Genomic DNA, 22397 nt, shown 5'->3' on the forward strand with positions numbered 1-22397 from the left:
TGAATTTGTTAAATATTTGTCCCGATCGATATGAGCGATTTTTGGTATTCTTTGCCCATGATGTTATGTACAACATGCTCCAGGATAACCCTGTAGTGGAGCAAAGATATGACAATTTCAAATTCGAATTTATTAAAACCGTTTATTACTGGTACTGAGTTGCCACCTTTTAAAGAGGATGTTTTTTCTAAAACAGAAGAACAATTTAAAAAAAGCCCCCATGGCAAATTGCTTTTCATTTCCGGAAATGAAAACTTAGTAAACATTTCAGCGGAAAAAATCGATGAAATAAAAAATAGCAAAGATTTCTTTTCAAATATTGTAAATATAATAATTTTACTCATTAAGCATCCTGATAAAATTCTGCCCATTCTTCATGGTTGTCCTGTAGAGTCCATCGAACTCATTAAGAATGCGAAACGAACGGGGCAATGGTCATATGAGATGACTGATAAGAACGGGCAGAGTATTGAAGTGTCCTATATTTTCACTGATACCATAGATGATAAATCTGATGGAAAATTATGCTTAAAAATCTGTAACTCTTGCAACCAAAATGATTCTAGTACACATGAATATAAAATAGATCATCAACAGTTGAAAAATCACATAAGGCAGCTTGAGGAGTGGGCCCTTCTTGAAAAGTTTTATGATAACAACGCTTATTATTCTAAACGTACAAAACAATTAGAGAAGAAAATTGCCGATGCGGGGTTTATAACAGGGAAGGTTAATGCCGATAACTTTAATGTAAAAGAGTTTAAAGACGATATAGCCTCGATGCTTTGTGAACAGCCCCCCATGCGTACACACCAGATTTCTTCATTCGGATACTTATCTGCCGATAAAGTGCCCGATCTCTATAAGACAAATTTGAAAGACGCGCAGAGAGATCTGAAAACAACACCGGTTGACATCGATGGTGTTAGTCTAAAATCAAAAACTCGGGAAAAAATTGCGGAAAAAATTGCGAAAAAAACTGAGGAAGAAAATGCGGAAAAAATTGCGAAACAAAATGTGAAGACCATTGAGGAGAAGAATAGTGAAAAAAACAAGAAAGAAACAAATCCTGAGGATAATTTTGTCTTAAAATTCTCACCGGAAGAAATCAATGAGATGCTCCTGGATTACAGCGATGAAGAACAAAAAAAATTAAGACCTTTTTTCACTAGTGATCACATCTATTGTTTGTTTGATGCTTTTAGTCAGGGTTTGCATAATGTTGCTCGTAATGGCAGTCCACGGTATGCAGGTTTACTACGTCAAATAGCATCTAAGTCTGCGATATTACAAGATTTTGATCAACAATTGTTCTGGCGCACGTTTTCAGGAGGAGTCTTCCATCGACGTATCTCTGTGAACAGCGAGCCAGAAAAGACAGATGTATGGCGATTCAGTACACAATTTGATTTTCCACATATAAATGACAACGGAGAGTTGTCCAGAACGGTACTCATGTTCGAGGGGGTTGCTGAAAGCAACTTTAAAGATATCGCCAATCATTCCAGCGAATGTTTTTCTTACAGTTGTTATGCCGCTCCGCTGGATGCGAATGCTAAAAAATAGTGACGCCGGAGCTTGAAGTTTCAGAGCGCCTTGCGTGACGCCTGCGCCATCATCCGCGGATAAAACTGCCAGAAGCGGGTTTCCAGGGCATCGTAATGGGCGTCTAAATCGTACCAGGAGTCACGCAGGGCATCCAGACGTGGCCGACGGCTTGCCATGCCGTTTAACACGTTCTGGATGAAATCCATATCGCGATAGCGCACCAGCCACTGCTCTGACCATAAGTAGTTGTTCAGATTGATAAAGCGCGGCGGTGAGTCCGGCAAAATCGTCATCACTTGTTCGCGGGCATAACAGACAAATTCCTGTAGCGGAAAGTCCGGCGACAGCTGCGACCAGTGGCGGGAAAGAAAGTGATCCCACATGACATCCAGGGTAATAGGCGCAACGCGGCGGGTTTCACTACGAAACCATTCCCGTGCTTCGCGGACTTCCGGCAGATTGTCGGTTAGTACATCAATGCGCCGATGCATATGAATGCCAGCCACGACGTCGGGCGGAAAACTTTCTTCAGGATTTCCGCGTACGAAATCAGCCAGTAAATTGCCAGAAAGCGAGCTTTCCGCCAGGTGAGCTAGATGCAGGTGAGCTAAAAAATTCATATACACTTCATCCTTCAAACTGCCTCTTCGTTGGCTGCCTTCACTCACCCCAGTCACTTACTTAATGTAAGCTCCTGGGGACTCATTCAGTTGCCATCTCGATGCATCTTGAATGATTTTGTGTATAGATTATGTCATCCATCAAGGAGGGTAAAGGTTGCAGGGAGAGCGCCCCGGCACTAGACTATCCGCCTCTTATTTTAGTCTGAGTCAGTGTCATGCGCGTTACCGATTTCTCCTTTGAATTGCCCGAATCCCTGATTGCCCACTATCCCATGCCTGAACGCAGTAGCTGTCGTTTACTGTCGCTGGACGGGCCGACGGGCGCGCTGACGCACGGTACTTTCACCGATTTACTCGATAAGCTCAACCCCGGCGATCTTCTGGTTTTTAATAATACTCGCGTGATCCCGGCGCGCCTGTTTGGGCGTAAAGCCAGCGGCGGCAAGATTGAAGTGCTGGTTGAGCGGATGCTCGACGACAAACGCATTCTTGCGCATATTCGCGCCTCGAAAGCGCCAAAACCTGGCGCAGAACTGTTACTGGGCGATGACGAAAGTATCAACGCAACAATGACCGCGCGCCACGGCGCACTGTTTGAAGTTGAATTTAATGATGATCGTTCGGTACTGGATATCCTCAACAGCATCGGCCATATGCCGCTGCCGCCGTATATCGACCGTCCGGACGAAGACGCTGACCGCGAACTTTATCAAACCGTTTATAGCGAAAAACCGGGCGCGGTTGCAGCCCCGACCGCTGGTCTGCATTTTGACGAACCTTTGCTGGAAAAATTACGCACCAAAGGCGTGGAGATGGCGTTCGTCACCCTGCACGTTGGTGCGGGCACCTTCCAGCCGGTGCGCGTCGACACCATTGAAGATCACATCATGCACTCGGAATACGCTGAAGTACCGCAGGATGTGGTAGACGCGGTACTGGCGGCGAAAGCGCGCGGTAACCGGGTGATTGCGGTTGGCACCACCTCAGTACGTTCACTGGAAAGCGCGGCTCAGGCGGCGAAAAACGATCTCATCGAACCGTTCTTTGACGACACCCAAATCTTTATCTATCCGGGCTTTCAGTACAAAGTGGTCGATGCGCTGGTGACGAACTTCCACTTGCCAGAGTCGACGCTGATTATGTTGGTTTCGGCCTTTGCCGGTTATCAACACACCATGAACGCCTATAAAGCAGCGGTAGAAGAGAAATATCGCTTTTTTAGTTACGGTGATGCGATGTTTATCACGTACAATCCGCAGGCAATTAATGAGCGCGTCGGGGAGTAATTCCGCGGCGCTGGTTTAAAACGTTGGACTGTTTTTCTGACGTAGTGGAGAAAAAATGAAATTTGAACTGGACACCACCGACGGTCGCGCACGCCGTGGCCGCCTGGTCTTTGATCGTGGCGTAGTGGAAACGCCTTGTTTTATGCCTGTTGGCACCTACGGCACCGTAAAAGGGATGACGCCGGAAGAAGTTGAAGCCACTGGCGCACAAATTATTCTCGGTAACACCTTCCACCTGTGGCTGCGCCCGGGCCAGGAAATCATGAAACTGCACGGCGATCTGCACGATTTTATGCAGTGGAAAGGACCAATCCTTACCGACTCCGGCGGCTTCCAGGTCTTCAGCCTTGGTGATATTCGTAAAATCACCGAACAGGGCGTTCACTTCCGTAACCCGATCAACGGCGACCCGATTTTCCTCGACCCGGAAAAGTCGATGGAGATTCAGTACGATCTTGGTTCGGATATCGTCATGATCTTTGATGAGTGTACGCCGTATCCTGCTGACTGGGATTACGCAAAACGCTCCATGGAGATGTCTCTGCGTTGGGCGAAGCGTAGCCGTGAGCGTTTTGACAGTCTCGGAAACAAAAATGCGCTGTTTGGTATCATTCAGGGCAGTGTTTACGAAGATTTACGTGATATTTCTGTTAAAGGTCTGGTAGATATCGGTTTTGATGGCTACGCTGTCGGCGGTCTGGCTGTGGGTGAGCCGAAAGCAGATATGCACCGCATTCTGGAGCATGTATGCCCGCAAATTCCGGCAGACAAACCGCGTTACCTGATGGGCGTTGGTAAACCAGAAGACCTGGTTGAAGGCGTGCGTCGCGGTATCGATATGTTTGACTGCGTAATGCCAACCCGCAACGCCCGAAATGGTCATTTGTTCGTGACCGATGGCGTGGTGAAAATCCGCAATGCGAAGTATAAGAGCGATACTGGCCCACTCGATCCTGAGTGTGATTGCTACACCTGTCGCAATTATTCACGCGCTTACTTGCATCATCTCGACCGTTGCAACGAAATATTAGGCGCGCGACTCAACACTATTCATAACCTTCGTTACTACCAGCGTTTGATGGCGGGTTTACGCAAGGCTATTGAAGAGGGTAAATTAGAGAGCTTCGTAACTGATTTTTACCAGCGTCAGGGGCGAGAAGTACCACCTTTGAACGTTGATTAATATTAATAATGAGGGAAATTTAATGAGCTTTTTTATTTCTGATGCGGTAGCGGCAACGGGTGCACCGGCGCAAGGTAGCCCGATGTCTTTGATTTTGATGCTGGTGGTATTCGGTCTGATTTTCTATTTCATGATCCTGCGTCCACAGCAGAAGCGCACCAAAGAACACAAAAAGCTGATGGACTCCATTGCCAAAGGTGATGAAGTTCTGACGAACGGTGGCCTGGTTGGTCGCGTAACCAAAGTAGCGGAAAACGGCTACATTGCTATCGCGCTGAATGACACCACTGAAGTAGTTATTAAACGTGACTTCGTAGCTGCCGTCCTGCCGAAAGGCACCATGAAGGCGCTGTAATTAAAATTTTTCCCTAAGGGAATTGCCGTGTTAAACCGTTATCCTTTGTGGAAGTACGTCATGCTGATCGTGGTGATTGTCATCGGTCTGCTGTATGCGCTTCCCAACCTGTTTGGTGAGGATCCGGCTGTTCAGATCACTGGTGCGCGCGGAGTCGCCGCCAGTGAGCAAACGCTGATCCAGGTCCAGAAAACGTTACAAGAAGAAAAAATAACTGCTAAGTCTGTGGCACTGGAAGAGGGCGCTATTCTTGCGCGCTTCGACTCCACTGACACCCAACTGCGCGCTCGTGAAGCATTAATGGGCGTTATGGGTGACAAATACGTCGTGGCGCTTAACCTTGCCCCGGCAACGCCGCGCTGGCTGGCAGCTATTCACGCTGAGCCGATGAAGCTCGGCCTTGACCTGCGTGGCGGCGTTCACTTCCTGATGGAAGTGGATATGGACACCGCGCTTGGCAAACTCCAGGAACAAAATATCGATAGCCTGCGCAGCGACCTGCGCGAAAAGGGCATCCCGTATACCACCGTTCGTAAAGAAAATAACTACGGCCTGAGCATCACTTTCCGCGATGCTAAAGCTCGTGATGAAGCCATTGCGTATCTGAGCAAGCGTCATCCGGACCTGGTGATTAGCAGCCAGGGTAACAACCAGCTGCGTGCGGTAATGAGCGATGCTCGCCTGAGTGAAGCGCGTGAATATGCGGTGCAGCAGAACATCAATATCCTGCGTAACCGTGTAAACCAACTTGGCGTGGCGGAGCCGGTGGTTCAGCGTCAGGGTGCTGACCGTATCGTTGTTGAACTGCCAGGTATTCAGGACACCGCGCGTGCGAAAGAGATTCTGGGTGCGACGGCAACGCTGGAATTCCGTCTGGTAAACACCAACGTTGATCAGGCCGCAGCGGCTTCCGGCCGCGTACCGGGCGACTCTGAAGTGAAACAGACCCGCGAAGGTCAGCCGGTTGTGCTGTACAAACGCGTAATTCTGACCGGTGACCATATCACTGACTCCACTTCCAGCCAGGACGAATACAACCAGCCGCAGGTTAACATCTCGCTCGATAGCGCTGGTGGTAACATTATGTCTAACTTCACCAAGGACAACATCGGCAAACCGATGGCGACCCTGTTTGTGGAGTACAAAGACAGCGGTAAGAAAGATGCAAATGGTCGTGCGGTTCTGGTGAAACAGGAAGAGGTGATTAACATCGCCAACATCCAGTCTCGTCTGGGTAACAGCTTCCGTATCACCGGCATCAACAACCCGAACGAAGCCCGTCAGCTGTCACTGCTGCTGCGTGCCGGTGCGTTGATCGCGCCGATTCAGATTGTTGAAGAACGTACCATTGGCCCGACCCTGGGTATGCAGAACATTGAGCAGGGGCTGGAGGCTTGCCTTGCCGGTCTGCTGGTTTCTATTCTGTTCATGATCATCTTCTATAAGAAGTTTGGTCTGATTGCGACCAGTGCTCTGATTGCCAACTTGATCTTGATTGTCGGCATTATGTCGCTGTTGCCAGGCGCAACGCTGAGTATGCCAGGTATCGCGGGTATCGTCTTAACCCTTGCGGTAGCGGTCGATGCGAACGTACTTATCAACGAACGTATTAAAGAAGAGTTGAGCAACGGACGTACTGTTCAACAGGCAATTGATGAAGGTTATCGTGGCGCATTCAGTTCCATCTTCGATGCGAACATCACCACGCTGATTAAAGTCATCATCCTGTACGCAGTGGGTACCGGGGCAATTAAAGGGTTCGCGATTACTACCGGTATCGGTGTGGCGACGTCGATGTTTACCGCGATTGTCGGTACGCGTGCCATCGTAAACCTGCTATATGGCGGCAAGCGCGTCAAGAAGCTGTCAATCTGAGGAGTGCGATGTGGCACAGGAATATACTGTTGAACAACTAAACCACGGCCGTAAAGTCTATGACTTTATGCGCTGGGACTACTGGGCTTTTGGCATCTCTGGTCTGCTGTTAATCGCCGCTATCGTTATTATGGGCGTGCGCGGCTTTAACTGGGGGCTGGATTTCACCGGTGGTACGGTTATCGAAATTACGCTCGAAAAACCGGCTGAAATTGACGTAATGCGTGATGCATTGCAAAAAGCCGGTTTTGAAGAGCCGATGCTGCAAAACTTTGGTAGCAGCCACGACATCATGGTCCGTATGCCGCCTGCTGAAGGCGAAACCGGCGGTCAGGTGCTGGGCAGCCAGGTTCTGAAGGTGATTAACGAATCCACCAATCAGAATGCGGCAGTGAAGCGTATTGAGTTCGTCGGTCCGAGCGTGGGGGCAGACCTTGCGCAAACCGGTGCGATGGCGTTGATGGCGGCGCTGCTGTCTATCCTCGTGTACGTAGGTTTCCGCTTTGAGTGGCGACTGGCGGCAGGGGTTGTTATTGCGCTGGCGCACGACGTTATCATTACGCTGGGTATTTTGTCGTTATTCCATATCGAGATTGACCTGACCATTGTGGCATCGTTGATGTCGGTTATTGGTTACTCGCTTAACGACAGTATCGTGGTATCGGACCGAATTCGTGAAAACTTCCGCAAGATCCGTCGCGGTACGCCTTACGAAATCTTTAACGTGTCCTTGACCCAGACGCTGCACCGTACCTTGATCACATCCGGTACTACCTTGATGGTTATCCTGATGCTGTACCTCTTCGGTGGTCCGGTACTGGAAGGCTTCTCGCTGACCATGCTGATTGGTGTTTCCATCGGTACTGCATCTTCCATCTACGTAGCATCGGCGCTGGCTCTGAAACTGGGTATGAAGCGCGAACACATGCTGCAGCAGAAAGTGGAAAAAGAAGGGGCGGATCAGCCGTCAATTCTGCCGTAATCAAGTTCCCGTTGATGTTGAAAATCCCGGTCAGAAGATCGGGATTTTTTTTGATGTATGGAGATTGCGAAAATCCCCGCATCTTGGGAAACTGCGCGTAACCCTACATTTCATCCAGGTAACTTTTCATGGCTATCATCCCAAAAAACTATGCGCGGTTAGAAAGCGGCTATCGCGAAAAAGCATTAAAAATCTATCCGTGGGTCTGCGGTCGCTGTTCTCGCGAGTTTGTTTATTCCAACCTGCGTGAATTTACCGTTCACCACATTGATCACGACCATACCAATAACCCGGAAGACGGCAGTAACTGGGAGTTATTGTGTCTTTATTGCCACGATCACGAGCATTCAAAATATACCGAAGCAGATCAGTATGGTACGACCGTTATCGCAGGGGAAGATGCGCAGAAAGATGTCGGTGAAGCGAAGTACAACCCATTCGCTGACCTGAAAGCGATGATGAACAAGAAGAAGTGATAAAAACGCAAAATTGCCTGATGCGCTACGCTTATCAGGCCAACGTAATCTCAGCAATGTATTGAATTTACGTGCTTTTGTAGGCCGGATAAGGCGTTTACGCCGCATCCGGCATGAACAAAGCGCACGTTGTTAACAAACTGAAATGCCGGATACAAGATCCGGCATTTCATTCATCAGAAGTTGTAACCTACTACCAGGTAACCACCCCAGCCGGTAGAGCGAACGTTGAAGTTGCCGTTGCCGAAGTTCAGTTCTGCATCGTCGTTCCACTGACCACCGTCGTGCCAGTAACGAGCTACGACAGAGTAGTGCCAGTGATCGTAGTTCAGAGCCAGAATATGGCTGGAAGCGATGGAGTTATTGGTACGGGTCTTAATACCGTTGATTGCATTACCGCTGTCATCCCCTAAATCGGAACCCCAGTCGAAGTTGGTAAAGCCGATGTAGCTCAGCTGACCGCCCCACAGATCGGTAATCGGCACAAAGTATTTAATTTTGAAACGGTAACCGTCCCACTCGTTTTCATTCGCTGCGCCATAGTTCTGCCACTGGTATTTCGCATAGACGTTCATGGACAGGCTCATCGGCAGGCCAGTATCGATATCGGTACCCAGACCCATGTACCAGGTGCTCTGGCGACCATCTTTATTACGACCCATGTCGTAAATGTAGTTGTTCGCGAAGTACCACTCTTTGAACGGACCAAAGCTAAGGTCAGTATTGGTCAGCTTGTCGATGGAGAAACGTGGTTCGATTTCCATAAACAGCGGAGAACCGTGGTTCCAGATACCTTTTGCATCGGAGTTACCGCCGAAGAATACCGGCGCATCCGCATAACCATAGAAGTCGAACCAGTCTTTTTTAGCGAATGCTTCGTACTCAAGGTAGGTATCGTTGCGGATCTGCGGTCCGAAACGGGTGTGATAGCTTCCGACAACGTTAACGCTCTGGTGCCACCAGTCGGAAAGATACTGCGGTTTGTCGTTTTCAGCTGCGTTGACAGTAAAAGACGAAGAGAGCGCCAGTACCGCACCGGCTGCCAGTAATGTTTTTTTCATATGTATGCCACTGTTTGAAAATCCCTTGCGGGAGTGAAAAAGGCGCAAATTGCGTTTCTAAATATTTCGTATACAGAGGAGCCTATTATAAAAATCATTGCTCACAAAAATATGTTTCGTTTCACAGTTCTATCATTTACGTAATCGATTGCGTTCACGTTTACACACATTCGGGCGGGGATTGTACTGACTTTCACCCTTGTTGCAAACTTTTACTATCAATCTGGGTGATGTAAGCAGAGTAACAAAATGACGGGAAAAGATGTTGCGGGACGCACAAAATCGCCCCGCAATACGTTTACTGCATAACAGGTTGAATGTCGTGGATACGTACAAAGCCTAACTGATCCACAGAAATACCCTTTAACTGTAACGGAATATCAACATCGCTGGGGGCGAGGACGCTGGCAGGGGCGTTAATCAATTGATTCTGCACATTGATTTCCTGAAAGTTGTCTATTGTTCCCTGAATTTGCCCATATTCAACAGTTCCGCTGAATGCGGGCAAGGGATCATTCGACTCGCCCTGAATACGTAGCGTCAGGGTGGTGCCATCTGTATCAGGCGTAATATTCACCAGCGACATACGTAAAGTACCGATCTGGCTTTCCAGTCTTGCTGGTGTTTTCGCTCCAGGCAGAAGGTAAACCCCACTGCTGGATTTTGCATTCAGCCTGTTTTGCTGAGTGATTTTGACTGTTTCTTTATTGAGTTGCGTCATCTCCTGGTTCAGCGTGCTGACGCTGTGTTTCATCTGTCGCACTTCGCTTTGCTGCACACAGGCGCTAAGGCTGAACAGGCTTCCCAGCAGGAGCAGTCGAAAAACGTTAGTATTCATAGGTCGTCCCTTTCTCGTCGCAATTAGCCTAATGGTAGAGGGTAAAAGCAGCGAAAGCATCGATCCTTTATCTCAAAAGCGTTGCGCCTTTGTTGTATCGTCAGTTCAGGGTAAAATAGATTTCTGTTAACCACCTGGTCAGGACGCCGTATGCATTGCCCATTCTGTTTCGCCGTGGACACTAAGGTAATTGACTCTCGTCTCGTGGGCGAGGGCTCATCTGTACGCCGCCGTCGGCAGTGTCTGGTGTGTAATGAACGTTTCACCACCTTTGAAGTGGCGGAGCTGGTTATGCCGCGTGTTGTAAAAAGCAACGACGTGCGTGAACCGTTTAATGAAGAGAAATTGCGTAGCGGAATGCTGCGGGCGCTGGAAAAACGTCCGGTGAGTTCCGATGACGTCGAAATGGCAATCAATCATATTAAATCGCAGCTACGCGCCACCGGTGAGCGCGAAGTGCCGAGCAAGATGATTGGCAATCTGGTGATGGAGCAATTGAAAAAGCTCGATAAAGTCGCCTATATCCGTTTTGCCTCTGTCTACCGCAGTTTCGAAGATATCAAAGAATTTGGCGAAGAGATCGCGCGCCTGGAGGACTAAGCCGTGCAGGACGAGTATTACATGGCGCGGGCGCTAAAGCTGGCGCAACGAGGACGTTTTACCACGCATCCCAACCCGAATGTCGGGTGCGTCATTGTCAAAGATGGCGAAATTGTCGGTGAAGGTTACCACCAACGAGCGGGTGAACCGCATGCCGAGGTACACGCGTTGCGCATGGCTGGCGAAAAAGCCAAAGGCGCAACGGCGTATGTCACACTCGAACCCTGTAGCCATCATGGTCGTACGCCACCGTGTTGTGATGCATTAATTGCTGCGGGCGTGGCGCGCGTGGTTGCCTCGATGCAAGATCCTAACCCGCAGGTAGCTGGGCGAGGGCTATATCGCCTGCAACAGGCTGGTATTGACGTCAGCCACGGCCTGATGATGAGTGAAGCCGAGCAATTGAATAAAGGCTTTCTCAAGCGGATGCGCACCGGCTTTCCTTATATTCAGTTAAAACTTGGCGCATCGCTTGATGGTCGCACGGCGATGGAGAGTGGCGAAAGCCAGTGGATCACTTCGCCTCAGGCGCGACTCGATGTACAACGACTGCGCGCACAAAGTCATGCCATTTTAACCAGCAGTGCCACGGTGCTGGCGGATGATCCGGCCTTAACGGTGCGTTGGTCTGAACTGGATGAACAAACTCAGGGGCTCTACCCGCAACACAATCTCCGCCAGCCGGTACGTATTGTGATTGATAGCCAAAATCGCGTGACGCCGGAACATCGCATTGTGCAGCAGCCCGGCGAAACCTGGTTCGCGCGTACGCAGGAAGATTCTCGTGAGTGGCCGGAAACGGTGCGTACCTTGCTGATTCCAGAGCATAAAGGTCATCTGGATCTGGTTGTACTGATGATGCAACTGGGTAAACAGCAAATTAACAGCATCTGGGTGGAAGCGGGGCCAACGCTCGCTGGCGCATTGCTACAGGCGGGTTTAGTTGATGAGCTGATTGTCTATATCGCACCTAAACTATTAGGCAACGACGCCCGTGGATTATGCACGCTGCCAGGACTTGAGAAATTAGCCGACGCCCCCCAATTTAAATTCAAAGAGATACGTCATGTAGGCCCGGATGTTTGCCTGCATTTAGTGGGTGCATGATCTCCCGGCTCGAAAGGGAAGCAGCGCACGAAATATTATGCTAAAATCCGCCCCCCTGCGGGGCCATACTCGAACCCGAAGGAAGAAAATGAACATTATTGAAGCTAACGTTGCTACCCCGGACGCTCGCGTCGCCATCACCATCGCGCGTTTCAACAACTTTATCAATGACAGCCTGCTGGAAGGTGCAATTGACGCACTGAAACGTATCGGTCAGGTAAAAGATGAAAACATTACCGTTGTTTGGGTGCCTGGTGCCTATGAGCTGCCGCTGGCGGCGGGTGCACTGGCTAAAACCGGTAAATACGACGCGGTGATTGCGCTGGGTACGGTTATTCGTGGTGGCACTGCCCACTTTGAATATGTCGCTGGTGGTGCAAGCAACGGCCTGGCGCATGTTGCCCAGGACAGCGAAATTCCGGTTGCTTTTGGTGTTCTGACCACTGAAAGCATTGAACAAGCGATCGAACGTGCTGGCACCAAAGCTGGCAACAAAGGTGCAGAAGCTGCACTGACCGCGCTTGAAATGATTAATGTATTGAAAGCCATCAAGGCCTGAAATTAGTAAGGGGAAATCCGTGAAACCTGCTGCTCGTCGCCGCGCTCGTGAGTGTGCCGTCCAGGCGCTCTACTCCTGGCAGTTGTCCCAGAACGACATCGCTGATGTTGAATACCAGTTCCTGGCTGAACAGGATGTAAAAGACGTTGACGTCCTGTACTTCCGTGAGCTGCTGGCCGGGGTGGCGACTAACACCGCATACCTCGACGGACTGATGAAGCCATACCTGTCCCGCCTGCTGGAAGAACTGGGCCAGGTAGAAAAAGCAGTACTGCGCATTGCGCTGTATGAGCTGTCTAAACGTAGCGATGTGCCATACAAAGTGGCCATTAACGAAGCGATCGAACTGGCGAAATCGTTCGGCGCAGAAGACAGCCATAAGTTCGTCAACGGCGTACTCGATAAAGCAGCACCTGTGATTCGCCCTAACAAAAAGTGATATCCAGGCCGGTAGATTCACGGAAGACCGTTCCGCGATCGCCGGCCTTTTCTTTTTTACCTGCTGAGGCATAACGTATGGCATGTGGCGAGTTCTCCCTGATTGCCCGTTATTTTGACCGTGTAAGAAGTTCTCGTCTTGATGTCGAACTGGGCATTGGCGACGATTGCGCACTTCTCAATATCCCCGAGAAACAGACCCTGGCGATCAGCACTGATACGCTGGTGGCGGGCAACCACTTCCTCCCTGATATCGATCCTGCTGATCTGGCGTATAAAGCACTGGCGGTGAACCTAAGCGATCTGGCTGCGATGGGGGCCGATCCGGCCTGGCTGACGCTGGCATTAACCTTACCGGACGTCGACGAAGCGTGGCTTGAGTCCTTCAGCGACAGTTTGTTTGATCTTCTCAATTATTACGATATGCAACTTATTGGCGGCGATACCACGCGTGGGCCATTATCAATGACGTTGGGTATCCACGGCTTTGTTCCGATGGGACGAGCCTTAACGCGCTCTGGGGCGAAACCGGGTGACTGGATCTATGTGACCGGTACACCGGGCGATAGCGCCGCCGGGCTGGCGATTTTGCAAAACCGTTTGCAGGTTGCCGATGCTAAAGATGCGGACTACTTGATCAAACGTCATCTCCGTCCGTCGCCGCGTATTTTACAGGGGCAGGCTTTGCGTGACCTGGCAAATTCAGCTATCGATCTCTCTGACGGTCTGATTTCCGATCTCGGGCATATCGTTAAAGCCAGCGACTGCGGCGCACGTATTGATCTGGCATTGCTGCCGTTTTCTGATGCGCTTTCTCGCCATGTTGAGCCAGAACAGGCGTTGCGCTGGGCGCTCTCTGGCGGTGAAGATTACGAGTTGTGTTTCACGGTGCCGGAACTGAACCGTGGCGCGCTGGATGTGGCTCTCGGTCATCTGGGCGTACCGTTTACCTGTATCGGGCAAATGACCGCCGATATCGAAGGGCTTTGTTTTATTCGTGACGGCGAACCTGTCACGTTAGACTGGAAAGGATATGACCATTTTGCCACGCCATAAAGATGTCGCGAAAAGTCGCCTGAAGATGAGTAATCCGTGGCATCTGCTTGCTGTTGGATTCGGAAGTGGATTAAGCCCAATCGTTCCTGGCACGATGGGATCGCTGGCGGCGATCCCTTTCTGGTATCTGATGACCTTTTTGCCCTGGCAGCTCTACTCGCTGGTGGTGATGCTGGGGATCTGTATCGGCGTCTATCTTTGTCATCAAACGGCGAAAGACATGGGCGTGCACGATCACGGCAGCATTGTCTGGGACGAATTTATTGGTATGTGGATCACGCTCATGGCGCTGCCGACCAATGACTGGCAGTGGGTTGCCGCCGGGTTTGTGATTTTCCGTATCCTGGATATGTGGAAACCGTGGCCGATCCGCTGGTTTGACCGCAATGTACATGGCGGCATGGGGATCATGATAGATGATATTGTCGCCGGGGTGATCTCCGCTGGCATCCTGTATTTTATCGGTCATCATTGGCCGCTGGGTATTCTTTGATGCCATTGACCGGGTGGTGTAGTCGATTCCAGACCACCCGGTTTGATTTATAAATGAACAGTGCCCCAATTTTGGGGCACTCTGTTAAAGTAAAATCCGACATCACCGAATATATTATGCGGAGATATTTCAAGGTGTAACTTTGTCACTCATAATTCAATGACACTGAAATATCGTCAGTCGACGAACTCATAATAATTACTCATATATTCTGACTGTTGCCGAAAAATATCATCAAAATTATCCTTAATGGTTTGGTTTATAGTGTTGAATAAATTTTTAGAAAGTTCATCTATTTTGTCTTGAATCTTTTGTTTTATTTCATCTTGAATTTCACGGGTAACCAAAAGTTGGTCCAATTGATCATCCATTTTGTATTTTGCAATTAATTGTGCAGTTAAAGGTATTTTCTTTAAATAATCATTTTTTGTTATTTTATACTGGCCGATGAAATATTGCCTGGCTTGTTCTTGTTTATAGTTAAAAATCTCATTGTATTTTTTTCTGCTTATTTTTTCTTCAAGATTCATTGCTTGATTGAATATGCTCTTTAAATGCTGATTATAGAAAATAAAATTATCGATATCTTGTATTATTTTAGTGGTTGTTGATTTTTCATCAAATTTTAATGACTCAGGGTTTTTATCTGATTCAATATAGTCAAGAATAATTTTTGCTAATGGGCTAATATCTTTTTCTTCTGTTGATTCTGCTTCTGCTTTTAATATCGGATTAAAAAGGTCGGTACGGTAAAGTTTCGTGTCTTTCATCCTGACGATGTCAGGAAGAATAGTGTTTGAAAGATTAGCCTCGCTAAAGTCCACATTTTGGCAATCACTTTCTGATAAATCTGCCCAATTGAAAGTGGTTTTAACACAGGAGCAGTTAGTTAGAATCATCCCTTTCGTTTCATTCCCATGTGATTTCTGATAAGTTATCCTTTGTATTATTTGATCTGCTTCTGGATATTGCATCTCAGGTTCTTTTTCTTTACCATATATCATCGCATTATCAAGAATTGCGCCAGTGCAATTCATATTTGTTAGGTCGCATTTCTTAAATCTACAATTGTTAAAATTAGCATTTGTACAATTCGCATTTGTAAACTTGACGCCATCAAAATAAGTATGTTCGAAGTTGACATTTGAGCAGTTACAGTTTCCCATATCTATACCGAAATCTTTATCGGGATCTTTATTGGGATCTTTACCGGAAATATTGCTGTGTGCTAGATATAGACCGCTGAAATCGTAATATCCATTGTCATCCTTTTCTATTGGGAGTGAATAAGTCTTTACTACCTCGTTAACAATAGAGATAGTTCCACGCATCATCAGATTTTCTCCGACTTTATAAAAAATAATGTTATGTTTGATGGTGCTGTTGTATGGCTCTGGCAATGAGGATGCAATTTTATTCCAGAAACAACAAAGCGTGGTCTGCTTTTGTTTGGGCGAGAGGTTATCAAATTTCAGGTTTAAATATGAGTCTAAATCTGACGATGCATCTATATTAAAATTGGGATCTGGAGTTAACGCTGAATTATAATTTAGAACTGACAATGTATTGATGTATTTATGAATCGATTTAAATGCCTTTTGTTTATCACTGTCCAGAAAAAAATCACGAATTTTGTTCCATAGCCTTTCGATAAGATTTTGATTTAAATCGTGCTTCATTGAGTTTCTTAAATCTGCAACCGGTACATCAGTAAACAGGATCGGTTGTTTGGTGATAGTTTTCATCATGATTGTAATCCTCTTACGTTGACTAAATAAGACAGTTTTAGGGAGTATTACCTGGAGAAACTATCAAAAATCGCTCAAAGGGATGAAGATGATGAATAGCTGCAAACTCATTCACGAAGAATTTCTCTTGCAGAGGTGGATTATGGTTACAGAAGATGATGGGAGGTACGTTGTCCCCATCATCGCAGACGATGGGGAATTCAGCAGATAAAATGGCTGAAAAGCGAAATTTACTTAAATCCTACTACCGGATGCGGTTTATACGGCGTTTCCAGTTCAGCAATCTGTTCCGGCTTCAAGGTGATATCCACCGCGTTCAGCAGCTCATCAAGCTGTTCTTCCCGCGAAGTTCCGATAATCGGTGCGGCAATGCCCGGTTTACTCAACAACCAGGCCAGCGCAACTTGTGCTCGTGTTGCACCCAGTTCTTCACTGACGCCCGTTAACCGCTCTGCGATCTGCGCGTCATTTTCATCGCTTTCTTTATAGAGATTTTTCCCCACCTCATCAGACACCAGTCGTGCGGTAGTTTCTCCCCACGGACGTGTCAGACGACCCCGCGCCAGCGGGCTCCATGGAATCACCGCTACGCCCTCCTGGTAACACAGTGGCAGCATCTCGCGCTCTTCTTCTCGATAAATCAGATTGTAGTGATCCTGCATACTGACAAACTGCGCCCAGCCGTGCTGTTTTTGTAGTTCCAGTGCCTGAGCAAACTGCGAAGCGTGCATGGATGACGCGCCGATATAACGCGCTTTCCCGGCTTTTACCACGTCGTTCAGGGCTTCCAGCGTCTCTTCGATCGGAGTGTTGTAATCCCAGCGATGAATTTGCAGGATATCGACATAATCCATGCCGAGACGTCGCAGGCTGTCGTCGATAGAGCGCAAAATTTGCGCACGGGATAATCCTTCCGGCAAATCACCAACGCGATGGAACACTTTGGTGGCAACGACCACGTCTTCACGACGGGCGAAATCCCGCAGTGCGCGACCGACGATCTCTTCGCTGCTGCCATCGGAATAGCTATTGGCGGTATCAAAGAAATTTATGCCGCCTTCCAGTGCGCGTTTAATGATGGGACGGCTGCTCTCTTCCGGCAGTGTCCATGCGTGATTACCGCGATCTGGCTCGCCAAAGGTCATACAGCCGAGGCAAAGTCGGGAAACGCGAAGGTCGGTTTTTCCTAAGGGGTTGTATTGCATGCTGCCACTCCTGCCATACTCGTCATACTTCAAGTTGCATGTGCTGCGGCTGCGAGTTATTCGGCCCATCCATGGGCCTCACCCTTAACAGGGCCGCTGCAAGCAGCGTTCAAATCCGCTCCATGCGGATTTGTCGTTCACCCCAGTCACTTACTTATGTAAGCTCCTGGGGCTTCACTCGTTTGCCGCCTTCCTGCAACTCGAATTATTTAGAGTCTATGAATAATTTGTTAAGCATAGCAGGAGTAGAGTAGGGATTATGCCAGCCAGGCCTTGATTTTGGCTTCCATACCGGCGGCATCGAGGCCGAGTTCGGCGCGCATTTCTTCCTGCGTTCCTTGTGGAATAAAGAAGTCAGGCAGGCCAATGTTCAGCACGGGTACTGGTTTACGATGGGCCATCAGCACTTCGTTCACTCCGCTGCCTGCGCCGCCCATAATGGCGTTTTCTTCTACGGTGACCAGCGCTTCATGGCTGGCGGCCATTTCCAGAATTAACGCTTCATCAAGCGGTTTCACAAAACGCATATCGACCAGCGTAGCGTTCAGCGATTCAGCGACTTTCGCCGCTTCTGGCATCAGCGTACCAAAGTTAAGGATCGCCAGTTTCTCGCCACGACGCTTCACAATGCCTTTGCCAATTGGCAGTTTTTCCAGCGGCGTCAGTTCCACGCCAACCGCGTTGCCACGCGGGTAGCGTACCGCTGACGGGCCATCGTTATAGTGATAGCCGGTATAGAGCATCTGGCGACATTCGTTTTCATCGCTCGGGGTCATAATGACCATTTCCGGAATACAGCGCAGGTAAGAGAGATCAAAAGCGCCCTGGTGGGTTTGACCATCAGCACCAACAATGCCCGCGCGGTCGATGGCGAACAGGACCGGAAGCTTTTGAATCGCCACGTCATGCAGCACCTGATCATAGGCGCGCTGCAGGAAGGTGGAGTAGATCGCGACAATGGGTTTGTACCCACCAATCGCCAGACCCGCAGCAAAGGTCACTGCGTGTTGCTCGGCAATTGCCACATCGAAGTAGCGATCCGGGAATTTACGTGAAAACTCGACCATGCCGGAACCTTCACGCATCGCCGGAGTAATCGCCATCAGCTTGTTATCTTTCGCTGCCGTTTCGCACAACCAGTCGCCAAAGATTTTTGAATAGCTTGGTAAACCGCCGCTACTTTTCGGCAGACAACCGCTGGAGGGATCAAATTTAGGCACGGCGTGGAAAGTGATTGGGTCTTTTTCTGCCGGTTCATAACCACGACCTTTTTTGGTCATGATATGCAGGAACTGCGGGCCTTTCAGGTCGCGCATGTTCTTAAGCGTGGTGATAAGCCCCAGCACATCGTGACCGTCAACCGGGCCGATGTAGTTAAAGCCCAGCTCTTCAAACAATGTGCCAGGCACTACCATGCCTTTAATATGTTCTTCGGTACGTTTGAGCAGCTCTTTAATGGGGGGCACGCCAGAGAAAACTTTTTTCCCGCCTTCGCGCAGTGAAGAGTAAAGCTTACCGGAAAGCAGCTGCGCCAGATGGTTGTTGAGCGCGCCAACATTTTCGGAAATCGACATTTCATTGTCGTTGAGAACCACCAGCATATCAGGACGGATATCGCCCGCATGATTCATCGCTTCAAACGCCATGCCAGCGGTAATCGCACCGTCGCCAATCACACAAACGGTGCGGCGATTTTTGCCTTCTTTTTCGGCAGCGACCGCAATACCAATTCCGGCACTGATGGAGGTTGATGAATGCCCGACGCTTAATACGTCATATTCGCTTTCGCCGCGCCACGGGAACGGGTGCAGGCCGCCTTTCTGACGGATGGTGCCGATTTTGTCGCGGCGTCCGGTCAAAATTTTATGCGGATAAGCCTGATGCCCCACATCCCAAATCAATTGGTCAAACGGGGTGTTGTAGACATAGTGCAGCGCCACGGTCAGTTCGACCGTGCCCAGCCCGGAGGCGAAGTGCCCGCTGGAACGGCTCACGCTGTCGAGTAAATAGCGGCGCAGTTCGTCGCAGAGTTTCGGTAAACTCTCTTTCGGCAACAGTCGTAACTCCTGGGTGGAGTCGACCAGTGCCAGGGTCGGGTATTTGGCAATATCAAAACTCATCAGGGGCCTATTAATACTTATTGTTTATTTATTACGCTGGATGATGTAGTCCGCTAGCGCTTCCAGTGCCGAGGTATCGAGTGATTGTTCAGCCAGTTGTTTCAGCGACTGGCGGGCATCGTCGATCAGATCCCGGGCTTTCTTCCGGGCTTGCTCAAGACCCAGAAGTGCAGGGTAGGTACTTTTACCAAGTTGCTGGTCGGCACCCTGGCGTTTTCCCAACGTTGCAGTATCTCCCACCACATCCAGGATGTCATCCTGAACCTGGAAGGCAAGGCCGATGCTCTCTGCATACTTGTCGAGTACTGGCAGAGCACGACGTCCTTTATCTCCGGCGCTTAATGCACCAAGGCGAACGGCGGCGCGAATCAATGCGCCGGTTTTATGACGATGAATACGCTCAAGCGCGTCCAGAGGTACGTGTTTGCCTTCCGCGTCTAAATCTAATGCCTGACCACCGCACATTCCGGCAATACCACTGGCGCTCGCCAGTTCTGAAATCATCGAAATTCTGTCGCGGTCCGACACTTCCGGCATATCGGCATCGCTTAAAATCGAGAACGCCAGCGTTTGTAAAGCGTCACCAGCGAGAATCGCGTTTGCTTCGCCAAACTTCACATGGCAGGTCGGCAAACCGCGACGCAGATCGTCATCATCCATCGCCGGTAAATCATCATGAATTAATGAGTAAGCGTGGATACACTCTACGGCGGCAGCGGGTGCGTCCAGCGTGTTTGTGCTAACGCCGAACATATGACCGGTGGCATAAACCAGGAAAGGTCGCAGGCGCTTACCACCTAATAATGCGCCATACTGCATGGTTTCGACCACGGGAGTGTTCTGAAAGGGCAGTGGGGCGATAAAACGGCTCAGCGCCTGGTTGGCCTGCTTAACGCAGGCTTCGAGTTGCTGCGGAAAGTCCATTACTCATTGTCCGGTGTAAAAGGGGTTAGAGAGGCGTCTTCATTGTCAGACAGCAGAATTTGTACGCGCTGTTCGGCTTGTTGTAATTTGGCCTGCCCCTGACGTGCCAGCTGCACGCCGCGTTCGAACTCGTTCAGCGCCTCTTCCAGCGGCAGGTCGCCACTTTCCAGACGGGTTACAATCTGTTCCAGCTCGCTCAGCGCCTTTTCAAAGCTGGCGGGCGCCTCATTTTTCTTCGGCATAATGAATGTCTGACTCTCAATATTTTTCGCCCCGTCATGGTAACGGACTCAGGGCAAATAGCAAATAACGCGCAATGGTAAGGTGATGTGCGCAGCAAAGCGATGTTAGTGGTATACTTCCGCGCCTGGATGCAGCCGCAGGTGTGGGCTGCTGTATTTTTCCCTATACAAGTCGCTTAAGGCTTGCCAACGAACCATTGCCGCCATGAAGTTTATCATTAAATTGTTCCCGGAAATCACCATCAAAAGCCAATCTGTGCGCTTGCGCTTTATAAAAATCCTTACCGGGAACATTCGTAACGTTTTAAAGCACTATGATGAGACGCTCGCTGTCGTCCGCCACTGGGATAACATCGAAGTTCGCGCAAAAGATGAAAACCAGCGTCTGGCTATTCGCGACGCCCTGACCCGTATTCCGGGTATCCACCATATTCTCGAAGTCGAAGACGTGCCGTTTACCGACATGCACGATATTTTCGAGAAAGCGTTGGTTCAGTATCGCGATCAGCTGGAAGGCAAAACCTTCTGCGTGCGCGTGAAGCGCCGTGGCAAACATGATTTTAGCTCGATTGATGTGGAACGTTACGTCGGCGGCGGTTTAAATCAGCATATTGAATCCGCGCGCGTGAAGCTGACCAATCCGGATGTGACTGTCCATCTGGAAGTTGAAGACGATCGTCTCCTGCTGATTAAAGGCCGCTACGAAGGTATTGGCGGTTTCCCGATCGGCACCCAGGAAGATGTGCTGTCGCTCATTTCCGGTGGTTTCGACTCCGGCGTTTCCAGTTATATGTTGATGCGTCGCGGCTGCCGCGTGCATTACTGCTTCTTTAACCTCGGCGGCGCGGCGCATGAAATTGGCGTGCGTCAGGTAGCGCATTATCTGTGGAACCGCTTTGGCAGCTCCCACCGCGTGCGTTTTGTCGCTATTAATTTCGAACCTGTCGTCGGGGAAATTCTCGAGAAAATCGACGACGGTCAGATGGGTGTTATCCTCAAACGTATGATGGTGCGTGCCGCGTCTAAAGTGGCTGAACGTTACGGTGTACAGGCGCTGGTCACTGGCGAAGCACTGGGCCAGGTGTCCAGCCAGACGCTGACTAACCTGCGCCTGATTGATAACGTCTCCGACACGCTGATCCTGCGTCCGCTGATTTCTTACGACAAAGAGCACATCATCAACCTGGCTCGCCAGATTGGCACTGAAGACTTTGCCCGCACGATGCCCGAATATTGCGGTGTGATCTCCAAAAGCCCGACGGTGAAAGCGGTTAAATCGAAGATTGAAGCGGAAGAAGAGAAGTTCGACTTCAGCATTCTCGATAAAGTGGTTGAGGAAGCGAATAACGTTGATATCCGCGAAATCGCCCAGCAGACCGAGCAGGAAGTGGTGGAAGTGGAAACCGTCAATGGCTTCGGCCCGAACGACGTGATCCTCGATATCCGTTCTATCGATGAACAGGAAGATAAGCCGCTGAAAGTCGAAGGGATTGATGTGGTTTCTCTGCCGTTCTATAAACTGAGCACCAAATTTGGCGATCTCGACCAGAACAAAACCTGGCTGCTGTGGTGTGAGCGCGGGGTGATGAGCCGCCTGCAGGCGCTCTATCTGCGCGAGCAGGGCTTTAACAATGTGAAGGTATATCGCCCGTAATTTGTGTTTTTTACGTCGCATCTG

At 49.4% G+C, this 22397-nt stretch carries 22 protein-coding genes; 14 read left to right on the plus strand and 8 right to left on the minus strand.

What is annotated here, in order from left to right:
* Positions 1–108 precede the first annotated feature (108 nt).
* Positions 109–1566 carry a hypothetical protein gene (locus tag ACJHYR_RS14965; RefSeq protein WP_001586733.1) on the plus strand — a complete coding sequence of 486 codons (1458 nt, stop codon included), beginning with the start codon at positions 109–111 and terminating at the stop codon, positions 1564–1566.
* Between the two features lie 20 nt (positions 1567–1586).
* Here the strand turns inward: ACJHYR_RS14965 and acpH are convergent, their stop codons facing one another.
* Positions 1587–2168 (minus strand): ACP phosphodiesterase, encoded by a 582-nt coding sequence (acpH, locus tag ACJHYR_RS14970; protein ID WP_001009885.1) that lies wholly within the window; start codon positions 2166–2168, stop codon positions 1587–1589.
* Between the two features lie 218 nt (positions 2169–2386).
* Between acpH and queA the strand changes: the two genes are divergently transcribed.
* The 6 genes from queA to yajD all read left to right on the plus strand — a co-directional run bounded on the left by queA (position 2387) and on the right by yajD (position 8328).
* Positions 2387–3457, plus strand: coding sequence for a tRNA preQ1(34) S-adenosylmethionine ribosyltransferase-isomerase QueA (gene queA / locus ACJHYR_RS14975; RefSeq protein WP_001586734.1), 1071 nt, complete (start codon positions 2387–2389; stop codon positions 3455–3457).
* A 55-nt stretch (positions 3458–3512) separates the two neighbouring features.
* A complete protein-coding gene (gene tgt / locus ACJHYR_RS14980; protein ID WP_000667319.1) occupies positions 3513–4640 on the plus strand; it encodes a tRNA guanosine(34) transglycosylase Tgt in 1128 nt (375 codons plus the stop codon).
* Positions 4641–4662: 22 nt separating this feature from the next.
* Positions 4663–4995: a preprotein translocase subunit YajC gene (gene yajC / locus ACJHYR_RS14985; protein WP_000007629.1), complete on the plus strand. Its 333-nt coding sequence runs from the start codon at positions 4663–4665 to the stop codon at positions 4993–4995.
* A gap of 27 nt (positions 4996–5022) precedes the next feature.
* Positions 5023–6870: a protein translocase subunit SecD gene (gene secD, locus ACJHYR_RS14990; RefSeq protein WP_000934818.1), complete on the plus strand. Its 1848-nt coding sequence runs from the start codon at positions 5023–5025 to the stop codon at positions 6868–6870.
* 10 nt (positions 6871–6880) lie between these two features.
* The gene (gene secF, locus ACJHYR_RS14995; RefSeq protein WP_000046637.1) at positions 6881–7852 is read left to right on the plus strand and encodes a protein translocase subunit SecF; all 972 of its coding nucleotides are present in this window, start codon (positions 6881–6883) and stop codon (positions 7850–7852) included.
* A 128-nt stretch (positions 7853–7980) separates the two neighbouring features.
* Positions 7981–8328 carry an HNH nuclease YajD gene (yajD, locus tag ACJHYR_RS15000; RefSeq protein WP_059327720.1) on the plus strand — a complete coding sequence of 116 codons (348 nt, stop codon included), beginning with the start codon at positions 7981–7983 and terminating at the stop codon, positions 8326–8328.
* Between the two features lie 176 nt (positions 8329–8504).
* On the opposite strand, the gene tsx is transcribed toward yajD, so the two are convergent.
* Both tsx and ACJHYR_RS15010 read right to left on the minus strand, forming a co-directional pair.
* Positions 8505–9389 (minus strand): nucleoside-specific channel-forming protein Tsx, encoded by an 885-nt coding sequence (gene tsx, locus ACJHYR_RS15005; RefSeq protein WP_001295328.1) that lies wholly within the window; start codon positions 9387–9389, stop codon positions 8505–8507.
* A 298-nt stretch (positions 9390–9687) separates the two neighbouring features.
* Positions 9688–10227 carry a DUF3251 domain-containing protein gene (locus ACJHYR_RS15010; protein ID WP_001314529.1) on the minus strand — a complete coding sequence of 180 codons (540 nt, stop codon included), beginning with the start codon at positions 10225–10227 and terminating at the stop codon, positions 9688–9690.
* Between the two features lie 150 nt (positions 10228–10377).
* Between ACJHYR_RS15010 and nrdR the strand changes: the two genes are divergently transcribed.
* From nrdR to pgpA, 6 genes are all read left to right on the plus strand, one after another.
* Entirely contained in the window at positions 10378–10827 is a 450-nt protein-coding gene (nrdR, locus tag ACJHYR_RS15015) for a transcriptional regulator NrdR (protein ID WP_000543535.1), read from the plus strand.
* 3 nt (positions 10828–10830) lie between these two features.
* Positions 10831–11934, plus strand: coding sequence for a bifunctional diaminohydroxyphosphoribosylaminopyrimidine deaminase/5-amino-6-(5-phosphoribosylamino)uracil reductase RibD (gene ribD / locus ACJHYR_RS15020; RefSeq protein WP_001150478.1), 1104 nt, complete (start codon positions 10831–10833; stop codon positions 11932–11934).
* 88 nt (positions 11935–12022) lie between these two features.
* Positions 12023–12493 carry a 6,7-dimethyl-8-ribityllumazine synthase gene (gene ribE, locus ACJHYR_RS15025; protein WP_001021161.1) on the plus strand — a complete coding sequence of 157 codons (471 nt, stop codon included), beginning with the start codon at positions 12023–12025 and terminating at the stop codon, positions 12491–12493.
* Between the two features lie 19 nt (positions 12494–12512).
* Positions 12513–12932, plus strand: a complete 420-nt coding sequence (gene nusB / locus ACJHYR_RS15030) for a transcription antitermination factor NusB (protein ID WP_000801125.1) — start codon at positions 12513–12515, stop codon at positions 12930–12932.
* A 77-nt stretch (positions 12933–13009) separates the two neighbouring features.
* A complete protein-coding gene (gene thiL / locus ACJHYR_RS15035; protein ID WP_000742109.1) occupies positions 13010–13987 on the plus strand; it encodes a thiamine-phosphate kinase in 978 nt (325 codons plus the stop codon).
* Positions 13965–14480 carry a phosphatidylglycerophosphatase A gene (gene pgpA / locus ACJHYR_RS15040; RefSeq protein ID WP_000154043.1) on the plus strand — a complete coding sequence of 172 codons (516 nt, stop codon included), beginning with the start codon at positions 13965–13967 and terminating at the stop codon, positions 14478–14480. Before thiL ends, pgpA begins: the two co-directional genes overlap by 23 nt.
* Positions 14481–14656: 176 nt before the next feature.
* On the opposite strand, the gene ACJHYR_RS15045 is transcribed toward pgpA, so the two are convergent.
* The 5 genes from ACJHYR_RS15045 to xseB all read right to left on the minus strand — a co-directional run bounded on the left by ACJHYR_RS15045 (position 14657) and on the right by xseB (position 20719).
* On the minus strand, positions 14657–16228 hold the full coding sequence (locus ACJHYR_RS15045) for a pentapeptide repeat-containing protein (RefSeq protein ID WP_001586736.1): 1572 nt from the start codon (positions 16226–16228) through the stop codon (positions 14657–14659).
* Between the two features lie 230 nt (positions 16229–16458).
* Positions 16459–17433, minus strand: a complete 975-nt coding sequence (gene yajO / locus ACJHYR_RS15050) for a 1-deoxyxylulose-5-phosphate synthase YajO (RefSeq protein ID WP_001199800.1) — start codon at positions 17431–17433, stop codon at positions 16459–16461.
* Between the two features lie 257 nt (positions 17434–17690).
* Positions 17691–19553 (minus strand): 1-deoxy-D-xylulose-5-phosphate synthase, encoded by a 1863-nt coding sequence (gene dxs, locus ACJHYR_RS15055; protein WP_000006815.1) that lies wholly within the window; start codon positions 19551–19553, stop codon positions 17691–17693.
* 24 nt (positions 19554–19577) lie between these two features.
* Positions 19578–20477: a (2E,6E)-farnesyl diphosphate synthase gene (ispA, locus tag ACJHYR_RS15060; protein ID WP_000347217.1), complete on the minus strand. Its 900-nt coding sequence runs from the start codon at positions 20475–20477 to the stop codon at positions 19578–19580.
* Complete coding sequence (gene xseB, locus ACJHYR_RS15065) at positions 20477–20719, minus strand: exodeoxyribonuclease VII small subunit (RefSeq protein WP_001124935.1); 243 nt, start codon at positions 20717–20719, stop codon at positions 20477–20479. Before xseB ends, ispA begins: the two co-directional genes overlap by 1 nt.
* 205 nt (positions 20720–20924) lie before the next feature.
* Here xseB and ACJHYR_RS15070 point away from each other — a divergent pair, with 205 nt between their 5' ends.
* The gene (locus ACJHYR_RS15070; RefSeq protein WP_000668662.1) at positions 20925–22373 is read left to right on the plus strand and encodes a tRNA 4-thiouridine(8) synthase ThiI; all 1449 of its coding nucleotides are present in this window, start codon (positions 20925–20927) and stop codon (positions 22371–22373) included.
* Positions 22374–22397 lie beyond the last annotated feature (24 nt).

Source organism: Escherichia sp. WS1450 (assembly GCF_046487395.1).
GTDB lineage: Bacteria > Pseudomonadota > Gammaproteobacteria > Enterobacterales > Enterobacteriaceae > Escherichia > Escherichia coli.